This is a genomic window from Bacillus alveayuensis (assembly GCA_030812955.1).
Classification (GTDB): domain Bacteria; phylum Bacillota; class Bacilli; order Bacillales; family Aeribacillaceae; genus Bacillus_CB; species Bacillus_CB alveayuensis.
Map to the genome: position 1 here is coordinate 1 of JAUSTR010000036.1, position 11,048 is coordinate 11,048.

The 11,048-nt window shown below is 36.7% G+C and carries 14 protein-coding genes; 12 read left to right on the plus strand and 2 right to left on the minus strand.

Annotated features, from left to right (window positions below; all coding sequences use genetic code 11):
• The 11 genes from rpoA to J2S06_RS15605 all read left to right on the plus strand — a co-directional run.
• On the plus strand, nt 1-647 hold a 647-nt coding region (gene rpoA / locus J2S06_RS15555; RefSeq protein ID WP_419152890.1), incomplete at its 5' end, for a DNA-directed RNA polymerase subunit alpha.
• A 68-nt stretch (nt 648-715) separates the two neighbouring features.
• Nucleotides 716-1,078, plus strand: a complete 363-nt coding sequence (gene rplQ / locus J2S06_RS15560; protein WP_044747046.1) for a 50S ribosomal protein L17 — start codon at nt 716-718, stop codon at nt 1,076-1,078.
• Nucleotides 1,079-1,287: 209 nt separating this feature from the next.
• Nucleotides 1,288-2,136 (plus strand): energy-coupling factor ABC transporter ATP-binding protein, encoded by an 849-nt coding sequence (locus J2S06_RS15565; RefSeq protein ID WP_044747047.1) that lies wholly within the window; start codon nt 1,288-1,290, stop codon nt 2,134-2,136.
• Nucleotides 2,112-2,978: an energy-coupling factor ABC transporter ATP-binding protein gene (locus J2S06_RS15570; RefSeq protein ID WP_419152891.1), complete on the plus strand. Its 867-nt coding sequence runs from the start codon at nt 2,112-2,114 to the stop codon at nt 2,976-2,978. Before J2S06_RS15565 ends, J2S06_RS15570 begins: the two co-directional genes overlap by 25 nt.
• Nucleotides 2,975-3,772, plus strand: coding sequence for an energy-coupling factor transporter transmembrane component T family protein (locus tag J2S06_RS15575; protein ID WP_419152892.1), 798 nt, complete (start codon nt 2,975-2,977; stop codon nt 3,770-3,772). Before J2S06_RS15570 ends, J2S06_RS15575 begins: the two co-directional genes overlap by 4 nt.
• An 11-nt stretch (nt 3,773-3,783) precedes the next feature.
• On the plus strand, nt 3,784-4,524 hold the full coding sequence (gene truA, locus J2S06_RS15580) for a tRNA pseudouridine(38-40) synthase TruA (RefSeq protein WP_044747050.1): 741 nt from the start codon (nt 3,784-3,786) through the stop codon (nt 4,522-4,524).
• A gap of 153 nt (nt 4,525-4,677) precedes the next feature.
• A complete protein-coding gene (gene rplM, locus J2S06_RS15585) occupies nt 4,678-5,115 on the plus strand; it encodes a 50S ribosomal protein L13 (protein WP_044747051.1) in 438 nt (145 codons plus the stop codon).
• 21 nt (nt 5,116-5,136) lie between these two features.
• Complete coding sequence (gene rpsI, locus J2S06_RS15590; RefSeq protein ID WP_044747052.1) at nt 5,137-5,529, plus strand: 30S ribosomal protein S9; 393 nt, start codon at nt 5,137-5,139, stop codon at nt 5,527-5,529.
• A gap of 130 nt (nt 5,530-5,659) precedes the next feature.
• The gene (locus J2S06_RS15595) at nt 5,660-6,103 is read left to right on the plus strand and encodes a DUF2521 family protein (protein ID WP_419152893.1); all 444 of its coding nucleotides are present in this window, start codon (nt 5,660-5,662) and stop codon (nt 6,101-6,103) included.
• 61 nt (nt 6,104-6,164) lie between these two features.
• Nucleotides 6,165-6,878 carry an N-acetylmuramoyl-L-alanine amidase CwlD gene (gene cwlD, locus J2S06_RS15600; protein ID WP_419152894.1) on the plus strand — a complete coding sequence of 238 codons (714 nt, stop codon included), beginning with the start codon at nt 6,165-6,167 and terminating at the stop codon, nt 6,876-6,878.
• A gap of 117 nt (nt 6,879-6,995) precedes the next feature.
• The gene (locus J2S06_RS15605; protein WP_459077059.1) at nt 6,996-8,033 is read left to right on the plus strand and encodes an Mrp/NBP35 family ATP-binding protein; all 1,038 of its coding nucleotides are present in this window, start codon (nt 6,996-6,998) and stop codon (nt 8,031-8,033) included.
• 157 nt (nt 8,034-8,190) lie between these two features.
• Here the strand turns inward: J2S06_RS15605 and gerD are convergent, their stop codons facing one another.
• Entirely contained in the window at nt 8,191-8,829 is a 639-nt protein-coding gene (gene gerD, locus J2S06_RS15610) for a spore germination lipoprotein GerD (RefSeq protein ID WP_419152896.1), read from the minus strand.
• Between the two features lie 150 nt (nt 8,830-8,979).
• Between gerD and J2S06_RS15615 the strand changes: the two genes are divergently transcribed.
• Nucleotides 8,980-9,591, plus strand: a complete 612-nt coding sequence (locus tag J2S06_RS15615; RefSeq protein ID WP_044747057.1) for a KinB-signaling pathway activation protein — start codon at nt 8,980-8,982, stop codon at nt 9,589-9,591.
• Nucleotides 9,592-9,624: 33 nt separating this feature from the next.
• Here the strand turns inward: J2S06_RS15615 and pdaB are convergent, their stop codons facing one another.
• Nucleotides 9,625-10,389 (minus strand): polysaccharide deacetylase family sporulation protein PdaB, encoded by a 765-nt coding sequence (gene pdaB / locus J2S06_RS15620; protein ID WP_419152897.1) that lies wholly within the window; start codon nt 10,387-10,389, stop codon nt 9,625-9,627.
• Nucleotides 10,390-11,048 lie beyond the last annotated feature (659 nt).

Consider the following 11,048-nt stretch of genomic DNA (forward strand, 5'->3'; position numbering starts at 1 on the left):
ATGTACAGGGTGAAGGAGCTGTTACGGCTGCTGATATTACTCACGATAGTGATGTTGAGATCTTAAATCCTGACCTTCATATAGCAACACTTGCGAAAGACGCACATCTTCGAATGAGATTAACTGCGAAACGTGGACGTGGGTATACTCCAGCTGATGAAAACAAAAGAGAGGATCAGCCTATAGGTGTTATCCCAATTGATTCAATTTATACACCAGTTTCACGCGTGTCCTATCAAGTTGAAAATACGCGTGTAGGTCAAATGACAAATTATGATAAGTTAACTCTTGATGTTTGGACTGATGGTAGTATTGGTCCAAAAGAAGCCATTGCATTAGGCGCAAAAATCTTAACAGAACATCTAAATATTTTTGTCGGCTTAACAGATGAAGCACAAAATGTAGAAATCATGGTAGAAAAAGAAGAGGACCAAAGAGAGAAAGTTCTTGAAATGACGATTGAAGAGCTTGACTTGTCTGTACGTTCGTATAACTGCTTGAAACGTGCTGGTATTAATACCGTTCAAGAGTTAGCGAATAAAACGGAAGAAGATATGATGAAAGTTCGTAACTTAGGCCGCAAATCTTTAGAAGAAGTCAAAGCTAAGCTAGAAGATTTAGGTTTAAGCTTACGTAAAGATGACTAGTTAAGAGATTAACTAGTATTTTCGTATGTTTTTTTAGTTGTTATTATTCAACAAAGGAGGGGACATACATGTCATACAGAAAGTTAGGACGTACAAGTGCTCAACGTAAAGCGTTACTTCGCGATTTGGCGACAGACTTAATTATCAATGAACGTATTGAAACAACTGAAGCACGCGCAAAAGAGTTGCGTTCAGTTGTTGAAAAAATGATTACGCTTGGTAAGCGTGGAGATTTACATGCTCGCCGTCAAGCTGCTGCATTTATCCGTAAAGAAGTGGCAAACGAGGAAAACGGACAAGATGCTCTTCAAAAACTTTTCTCTGATATTGCTCCACGTTATCAAGAACGCCAAGGCGGTTATACTCGTATTATGAAACTTGGTTCTCGCCGTGGTGACGGAGCGCCTATGGTTATTATTGAGCTAGTATAATTGAACATATGAACTTCTAAGGGCAGGACAGTTGTCAAAACTGGATCTATGCCCTTTTTTTACACGGCCAGAAAAGAAAGCATGACGTAGTGGCTAGGTTTACGTACTAAGTCGGGTGTCTCTTGAATCGGTATGCACGCGTTTTCTTTATTGTTCAAAATCTATAAAGATCAGTGGAGTATTTGAGGTTTTCAGTCGAGAGGTGGGGAATGATGGGGCGTGAAATCATTAAAGTAAAAAATGTAACATATCGATATCGGGAAGATCGAGATGAACGTCCAGCCCTTCAAAATGTATCATTCTCTGTAAATGAAGGAGAATGGCTTGCCATTGTAGGACATAATGGATCAGGCAAATCAACATTAGCAAGAATTTTAAATGGTCTTTTACTGCCCGAAAGCGGTACTGTCGAGGTTCTTGGGATACCATTAAATAAAAAAAATGTTTGGGACATTCGTAAAAAAGTGGGGATGGTTTTTCAAAACCCAGATAATCAGTTCGTAGGCACTACTGTTCGTGATGATATTGCTTTTGGTATGGAGAACATCGGGATCTCTCGCGAGGAGATGAAGCGGCGAATTGAATGGACAACTGAGAAGGTAAACATAAAGAATTTTTTAGATTCCGAGCCTCATCATCTTTCTGGAGGCCAAAAGCAACGTGTTGCCATTGCGAGTGTACTTGCTGTACAACCAAAAATCATCGTTTTGGACGAGGCGACTTCTATGCTCGATCCCCTCGGACGCAAGGAAGTATTAAGTATAATGAAGGAGCTTAATATCCAAGGACTTGTCACCATCATTTCCATCACACATGATTTGGACGAGGCAGCTAATGCAAACCGTATCATAGTAATGAATAATGGGTCAATCTTTACTGAGGGTAGGCCAGAAGAAATTTTTAAACTTGATGATCAATTAACCAAAATAGGACTTGATCTTCCTTTTCCGTACAAGTTAAGCAAAAAGCTTTCAGAAATAGGGATTTCACTTCAAAGGCATCATTTATCAGAGGAAAGCTTGGTGGATGAACTATGCACATTAAAATGGAAAACCTAGGATATCGCTATCAAATTAATACACCATTTGAACGTCTAGCCTTGTACAATGTGAATTTAACGATTGAGGAAGGAACATATATAGCAATTATTGGACATACAGGATCAGGGAAGTCAACTATTTTGCAGCATTTAAATGCGCTGCTTCTTCCGACAGAGGGATCGGTACAGCTAGGGAAACGGAAGATAGTTGCTGGGGATAAAGTGAAAAATTTAAAACCGATTCGCAAGAAAGTTGGCGTTGTTTTTCAATTTCCCGAGCATCAGCTCTTCGAGGAAACGGTTGAAAAAGATATTGCTTTTGGCCCACTAAATTTTGGTGCTACTTTAGAAGAAGCAAAGAGAAAGGCTAGAGAAGCTATTCACCTTGTTGGATTAAACGAAGAATTGTTGGTACGTTCTCCTTTTGAGCTTAGTGGCGGTCAAATGAGACGAGTAGCCATCGCCGGAGTCTTGGCGATGGAACCAGAAGTTTTAGTGCTTGATGAACCAACAGCTGGATTAGATCCAAAAGGCAGACATGAGATTATGGACATGCTGTATCAGCTACATCAGAAAAAGAAGTTAACTACGATTCTTGTTACTCATAGCATGGAAGATGTGGCCAAATATGCGGATCAAATCGCTGTTATGCATAACGGATCATTAAAATTAACAGGTACGCCAAGGGAAATTTTTCAATCGCCAGAAAAGCTATCTCAGTTTGGATTGGATTTACCAGCAACCGTTAAATTTATCATGAAATTGGAGGAGAAGCTTGGTATATCGATCCACAATAAACCGATGACAGTTGATGAAACGGTTCATTTGATCCTTTCCATGTTAAAGGATGAAGCTCGATGATGAACAGCTTGATTATTGGAAAATATGTACCTAGAAAATCGTTAATCCATCAAATGGATCCGCGTGCAAAGCTACTGATTGTTTTTCTATTTGTCTTGATTGTCTTTCTCGCTAATAACACAATGACTTACAGCTTATTAGGCTTGTATATACTGATCATTGTTTTGCTTACAAAACTGCCTATACGATATTTATTCAATGGTTTAAAACCAGTTTTATGGATACTTTTCTTTACATTTTTAATGCATGTCATATTGACTAAGGAAGGTCCGATCATTTTTCAGTTTGGTTTTGTAAAGGTATATGAAGATGGAGTTCGCCAAGGTGTTTTAATCACGTTGCGTTTCATATTTATAATTATCATGACAACGATTTTAACATTAACAACAACACCTATTGAGATTACTGATGGTATGGAAACTTTGTTATCCCCATTAAAAAAATGGAAACTGCCTGTTCATGAGTTAGCTCTTATGATGTCTATCTCACTACGGTTTATCCCTACCTTGATGGAAGAATCAGATAAAATTTTGAAAGCGCAGATGGCTAGAGGAGTCGACTTTTCAGCTGGCTCTCTCAAAAAACGTTTGGAGGCGATTGTACCGCTATTGGTTCCGCTATTTATAAATTCTTTTAAACGGGCTGAAGAGCTTGCAACCGCTATGGAAGCTAGAGGGTACCGGGGCAGTGAAGGAAGAACGAAACTGAGGAAGCTGCATTGGAGGTTACGTGATACGATCATGATTTTATGTTTTGCAATATTATTTGGAGCATTACTTTTATTACGTTCATAGGGGTTAGGAAAATGAGACTAAAGTGTATAATCTCCTACGACGGTTCCTCTTTTAACGGTTTTCAAATTCAACCGAACGAAAGAACGGTACAGGGAGAACTGCAAGCTGCCTTAACGAAAATGCATAAAGGGAGAGAAATAAAAGTATATGGATCTGGGCGAACCGATCGTGGTGTACATGCCGTTGGCCAAGTGATCCATTTTGATACGGACTTAAATATTCCGATCGACAAATGGCCAGTTGCCTTAAATGCTTTATTACCGAACGATATTTTAGTGATCGAGGCGAAAGTGGCCGATGACGACTTTCATGCGCGAATTCATGCACGGAAAAAAGAGTATCGATATTTCGTTCATTGTTCACGACTTCCGAATGTTTTCAAAAGAAATTATGCCCATCATGTACCTTATCAGCTTAATGTAGCAAAAATGGTAGAGGCCTCTCAATATTTGCTCGGTACGCACGATTTTTCTAGCTTTTGTTCAGCGAAAACTGACGTAGAAGATAAAGTCCGTACGTTGTATCAAATTGATATTTGGACAAATGAAGATGAGGTGATCTTTCGTTTTATCGGTAATGGATTTCTTTATAATATGGTGAGAATATTAGTCGGTACATTACTGGAGGTTGGTTTAGAAAAACGATCACCTAGCGAAATAAAAAAAATTTTAGAGGCGAAAGATAGAAGGACAGCAGGGAAAACAGCGCCGGGCAAGGGATTATATCTTTGGAGAGTTTATTATGACAACTAATCCAGGTGTAACATTTTCTTGACATTGACTTTCCAAAGAGATATCATATCATATGGTATGTATTTTAACCCCACGATTAGCCCCGGAAAATAATCGTGTTTTAAAATAGACTATCATTTTGAAATGGCACTTTTTTATTTAGGAGGGAAAATCATGCGTACAACGTTTATGGCGAAGGCAAACGAAGTTGAACGTAAATGGTACGTTGTAGATGCAGCAGGTAAAACATTAGGTCGTCTTGCAAGTGAAGTTGCGTCTATCTTACGCGGTAAACATAAACCTATTTATACACCACATGTGGATACTGGCGATCACGTTATCATTATTAACGCTGAAAAAATTGAATTAACTGGTAAAAAATTAACAGATAAAATCTATTACCGCCACAGCCAACATCCAGGTGGTTTAAAATCAAGAACAGCATTAGAAATGCGTACAAATTACCCAGAAAAAATGTTAGAGCTTGCTATTCGTGGTATGCTTCCAAAAGGTAAGCTTGGACGTCAAATGTTCAAAAAATTATATGTATATCGCGGTAGTGAACATCCACATCAAGCGCAAAAACCAGAAGTTTATGAACTTCGCGGATAATTATTTAAGGAGGTTATGACTTTGGCACAGGTTCAATACTACGGTACAGGTCGACGTAAAAGCTCTGTTGCTCGTGTGCGTTTAGTTCCTGGTGAAGGCCGTATCGTGATCAATAAACGCGACATTCAAGATTACATTCCAACTCAAGCTTTGATTAATGATATTAAACAACCATTAGTGTTAACTGAAACTGTAGGAAACTACGATGTGTTAGTTAATGTTAGTGGTGGAGGTTTTTCAGGTCAAGCTGGTGCAATTCGTCATGGTATTGCTCGTGCTTTATTACAAGCTGACCCAGAATATCGTGCAACTTTAAAACGCGCAGGCTTATTAACTCGTGACGCACGTATGAAAGAACGTAAGAAATACGGTCTTAAAGGCGCTCGTCGTGCTCCTCAATTCTCAAAACGCTAAAATTGTTTATTTATTCAACCACAACAGCCATTGCTGTTGTGGTTTTTTACTTTTCCCCCTTTAGTTGGTAATTGTTCATTGCATGATAAACATCATGAAGATAAACAATACAAAAAAGGGGGATCAACAAATGACGGTCATTCATTCTTTAAGTCAAAAAAGACAGGAAAAACAAATAAAATACGAATTAAATATTCTGAAAGAGCTATCGCTGCAGAAAATAAAAGAAAAAATAAAGGAGCATTTTATCTTTTTCTTTCAAAGCAGGATATTATATCAGGCCATTGTGGAAGAAACATGTATTGATCATACTATTGAAGCCTTTCTTCTTGGAGCCCATTTTAGTCGGTTTGGTTTTTATGGCGAATCTATAGAGATGGTGCATGCGAGATGTTCAAATGAAATAGACGAGCTGACACGTAGTCTTTATGATTACATTATATGTTGGGGAAAATCAACAAATGATGACCTCGTTGATGAATCGATACATTTAACTTGTGAGATATTTGTACATTTTTGGTGGCGAGAAGGATATCGTATTGGGAAACAACGACATAAACTAAAGCTCATTTAATCATAATTTTTCCTGCTTGCCCATATATTGAACAAAGGAGGGGACGAGCAGGAGGGATTTTATGAAAAGGAAATTGAAGTGGATGTCTTTTTTCATCGGGATTATTATTTTAATCTTTATCATTCAATATCCATTTACTCATCAGGATTCCTGGAAACCTTGGAATCTTCCTTTATCTGGGAAGATTATTTATTTAGATCCGGGTCATGGCGGACCTGATGGAGGGGCGGTTGGAAAAACATTATTAGAAAAAGAAGTTGCCTTAAGTATCTCCTTAATGCTTAGAGATTATTTACAAGAACAAGGAGCATTAGTGTTGTTAACAAGGGAGGAAGATGAGGATTTAGCATCTAAAGACGCACAAGGATATAGGCAGCGAAAGTCAGAGGATATACGGAAACGAGTGAAATTAATTAATGAATCGGATGCCGATTTATATTTGAGCATTCATTTAAATGCGATTCCATCTTCTAGGTGGCGTGGAGCTCAAACGTTTTATGATGGAAAATTTGAAGAAAATGAAGTCATAGCTAAATTTATACAAGATGAATTAAGAAAAAGTTTAGAAAACACGAAACGAAAAGCAAAAGTAATTAGTGGAATTTATCTTTTAAAGCACGTAGAAAAGCCTGGGGCACTTGTTGAAGTCGGCTTTTTATCAAATCCTTCAGAGGAAGAACTATTAGCAACAGAAGAATATCAAGAAAAGTTAGCCATTTCTATATATAGAGGAGTTTTAAGATATTTCTCCAACGAAAAAAACCCGCCTGAATAAAAAACTGTTTTGCCCCCCGATTTACATATTGAGTGATTCTAAACATTATCGATGCATTATTTTATATGGTATACTATGGATATTAAATGTAATCGAATACAACAAAGGGTGGTATTGATGAGAGAAGAAGATGTAAGAAGGATTATTGAACAATTAGAAGAACCATTTTTACATAGAACATTAAAGGAACTAAATGCCATCGAAGAAATAAAAGTAAAAGAAGAGAAAAAACATGTTAGTGTCAAGGTGGCGATTGCAAAAACAGGAACTAGTGAACAGCTTCAATTGCAGCAGCAAATTGTTTCTTGTTTAAAAGAAGCGGGAGCTGAAACAGTAGGACTTCGATTTATTGAATTGCCGGATGAAACAGTGAAAAAATATTATTCAGAACCTACGAGCAACTCCTTGCTCTCCAATCGTAATACTACTTTTATCGCTATTGCGAGCGGAAAAGGCGGTGTAGGAAAGTCAACAGTTTCTGTTAATTTAGCGGTCTCCTTAGCCCGACTAGGAAAAAAAGTTGGACTAATTGATGCTGATATTTATGGTTTTAGTGTTCCAGATATGATGGGTATAATGAAACGCCCAGCTGTAAGAGGTGACAAAATTATTCCGGTCGAACGTTTTGGTGTCAAAGTGATTTCAATGGGTTTTTTCGTCGAAGATAATGCACCGGTTGTTTGGAGAGGTCCAATGCTTGGAAAAATGCTGAACAACTTTTTTCAAGAGGTTGAATGGGGCGACTTAGATTATTTACTTCTTGACTTGCCTCCAGGAACAGGTGATGTTGCATTAGATGTTCACACAATGCTTCCAACGTGTAAAGAAATTATCGTTTCCACTCCACATCCAACCGCAGCGTTTGTTGCTGCTCGCGCAGGTGCAATGGCGTTAAAAACGGATCATGAAATTTTAGGTGTTATTGAAAATATGTCTTATTATGTTAGTAAAGTAACAGGTGAAAAAGAGTATGTATTTGGCAAAGGCGGGGGAGAAAAGCTAGCAGAGGAGCTTCAAGTTCCACTACTTGGACAAATTCCATTGCAGCAGCCAGATTGGAATGAAGACGATTTTGCACCATCTGTATATGATCAAGAGCATCCAATTGGTGAAATTTATATGCAAATTGCTAAAAAAGTTGCAGATTTAGCTTAAAAAATGCAAGAAAATCCATCTACTTTTAAGTGGATGGATTTTTTAGTTATTCCTATTAAGAAAGAATAACGTGTCAGCGAAATCATTAATTAAAGTGAACATCCTAAATGTAAGTCGGGCTGCGTCTTTTTTCATCTAAAGCGTATATGTCCGGGTTTTATGATTCACTATCTTCTTGTTGACCACTTGAAGAACCTTCTGTAGATTGCTGATCCCCACCACCGCCTCCACCTTGTTGTTGAGCATTCATTTCTTGGGCAGCCTTTAACAGTGTTTCTTCTATCTTCTTTTTAAATAGTGGACTTGTAAACGTATCGGTTATAACAGTTTGTAAATGTTTGCGAAATTCTTGGCTCTTTATGACAGTCAACATCTCTTCTTCTACTTTTGGATCTTTTAAAATGTCGATCATCATTTCTTGGTATTCTGGATCCTTCATTAATCCTTTAATAACTTTTTCATGTTCTTTTTGCAATGTTTTCGCAAAGCTTTCCGCAAATTTAGGATCTTCAAATGTTTTTTTCCAAAACTCTTTGCCTTTGTCAGATGTCAGGGTTTTTTCAATCGTCTCTTTTACTTTTTGTTGATCCAGAACTAAATTTTGCTGCATTGATTCATCCTTCATCACTTCTTGGATGGCTTTTTTACCGTCATCCGTTTTTAATATATCAACAACCATTTTTTTTGTTTCGTCATAATCCATTTGTCCGCCAGTTTGCTCATTCCCCGCACACCCTATTAAAGAGAGTGAAGATAAAATGAATATTGTTAGGAGGAGCGGAATTTTGCTTATCATGATGAATTAGCTCCTTTCCAAAAATCATTCCTATTTTTAGAATGAAGAAACGAGAGAATTTTTATGCGAAAAAGTTTTTCCTTATGGTAATATACATAAAGAATAGTTCAAACTTAACAAAGGATCATTAAGAATTTGGAGGATTTTGCAGTGAATAGTCGTAATTGGGTACGCTTATTTTTATCAACTTTACTTGTTGGTGGAATCGTCACAGGCATTGTTGGCTTTTTATTACGCTGGGATGAGTATAAAATACTTTTTATGAATTTTGATATAAGTGAAATTTTGGCCGTTTTATTCTGGCTTATAGGTGTAGGTTTTATTTTTAGCATTATAAGTCAAATGGGCTTTTTTGCTTATTTAACGGTTCATCGTTTTGGACTCGGTGTTTTTCGAACGGCTTCGTTATGGAATGCAGTTCAATTAGTATTAATTGCCTTCGTATTATTTGATTTAGTTTATTTTCGTTATCAAATTTTTGCTGAAGAGGGAGAAACGATAATTCCTTATTTTATGGTAGCTCTGGGGATCTTCCTTTTCGGTTTAGTCATTGCCTTTTTAAAGAAAAAACAAACAAATAAAGAAGCCTTTATCCCAGCATTATTTTTCATGGTTGTCGTTTCCGTTGTAGAGTGGATGCCTGCCATTCAAGTAAATGAAAAAGACTGGCTATATTTAATGATTATCCCGATATTAGTTTGCAATGCATACCAATTGCTGATTTTGCCGAAGTTAACTAGTAACACAAATAAAAAGAGCTAAGAGAGTTTTCTTAGCTCTTTTTGGTGATCAAAACTAATTTACTTCTTTTGTTTTGACATCTCCATTTGAAATTAATTCTTCAATAGAAGCATTTTTAATTCCAGCTTGTTTCATTTTGCTAAGAATCAAAGGTAAAGCTGCACTTGTTTGTTTAGCTGAATCAGAAGCATGTAATAAAACAATGTCACCAGGCTTTAAAGACTTGGTTACATTAGCGACGATTTCATCAATACCGGGGTTTTGCCAATCATTTGAATCGATACTGTAATGAATAACTGATAAATCATACTTTTCTGCAATTTTTAAAACTTCTTCATTAAAATTTCCTGTTGGAGGCCGAAGCAACGTAATGTCTTTAACTCCTAATTTATTAAAAACCTCTTGTGCTAATGAGATATCTCTTCGAATTTCTTCAGGTTTTAATTGAGTGTAATTTACATAAGCATATCCCATACTTCCAATTTGGTGGCCATCATCTAATATTCTTTTTACAATATCAGGATGACGTTCTGCCCAAGAAGCGGAAAGAAAGAATGTTGCATTTTCAATATTAAATTTTTTTAATGTTTCTAAAATCGGAATTACTTTTTCGTCCCCCCAGCTAATATCAAAAGTTAAGGCAATCTTACCACTTTTAGGATCCCCCTTATATATAGCCTTTGGTCCGTCTTCTGTTGAGAATACAGGAATTTTCCACATATTTTCTACGTACATTAAGCCGGCTGTAATGAAAGCTAAAATGATTAAAAATAGTATCTGCTTTAATCGTTTTAAACGAATAATATAAAATGAGTTCATCGTTGCATCCTCCCTGTCCAAAACGAGTCTTGTACATATGTATGAACATAAATAAAAAATATGTTGTTTTATTAAAAGGATGTTTTCGTAAACTTTGTTTCTTTTCGACTGTCTAAGAACCGAACAAAGCACGTGATCAGAGAAATCACATTTGTCCGACATTCGATTTTTTTCGGTTCACGTCACGCTTGTAAGTGACATTGCAGCGTTTCGCTTGCCTATGACAGCCGAAAAGCTATAGCAAAGGAACAACCTTTTGCAGAAAAAAAGAATGCAAAATTGTATTTGTGGTTAAGTGAAAAATTTTCATAAAAAGTATTGACGTTTTTCAAAAGAACTGGTATATTAACAATCGTCGCTGATATTTTAACAAATAATAATAATAAAATGTTTACAGTGATTTGTTGTTGTGATGAGATAAAAAGGTCGCTGTTAAAAAACAGAGAAAAAACTATTGACATTATCTTTCCTATTTGTTAGAATAAGAAATTGTCTGGAATGTGATTTTTGAAAACTAAACAAAACGAAGCGTTCCGTTAATTCTTTTTAATGAGCAAGGAACATCGACTAAAGACGTCACATCTTGTGACAACGTCGATGTCAGCACTTCCATGTGCAAGTTCAATCTTTTTTCGGAGAGTTTGATCCTGGCTCAGGAC

Bases quoted from the DNA above. Each gene is read 5' to 3' on its own strand.
- rplQ (WP_044747046.1), top strand. From the start codon at position 716: ATGTCATACAGAAAGTTAGGACGTACAAGTGCTCAACGTAAAGCGTTA.
- J2S06_RS15565 (WP_044747047.1), top strand. From the start codon at position 1,288: ATGATGGGGCGTGAAATCATTAAAGTAAAAAATGTAACATATCGATAT.
- J2S06_RS15570 (WP_419152891.1), top strand. From the start codon at position 2,112: ATGCACATTAAAATGGAAAACCTAGGATATCGCTATCAAATTAATACA.
- J2S06_RS15575 (WP_419152892.1), top strand. From the start codon at position 2,975: ATGATGAACAGCTTGATTATTGGAAAATATGTACCTAGAAAATCGTTA.
- truA (WP_044747050.1), top strand. From the start codon at position 3,784: ATGAGACTAAAGTGTATAATCTCCTACGACGGTTCCTCTTTTAACGGT.
- rplM (WP_044747051.1), top strand. From the start codon at position 4,678: ATGCGTACAACGTTTATGGCGAAGGCAAACGAAGTTGAACGTAAATGG.
- J2S06_RS15595 (WP_419152893.1), top strand. From the start codon at position 5,660: ATGACGGTCATTCATTCTTTAAGTCAAAAAAGACAGGAAAAACAAATA.
- cwlD (WP_419152894.1), top strand. From the start codon at position 6,165: ATGAAAAGGAAATTGAAGTGGATGTCTTTTTTCATCGGGATTATTATT.
- J2S06_RS15605 (WP_459077059.1), top strand. From the start codon at position 6,996: ATGAGAGAAGAAGATGTAAGAAGGATTATTGAACAATTAGAAGAACCA.
- gerD (WP_419152896.1), bottom strand. From the start codon at position 8,829: ATGATAAGCAAAATTCCGCTCCTCCTAACAATATTCATTTTATCTTCA.
- pdaB (WP_419152897.1), bottom strand. From the start codon at position 10,389: ATGAACTCATTTTATATTATTCGTTTAAAACGATTAAAGCAGATACTA.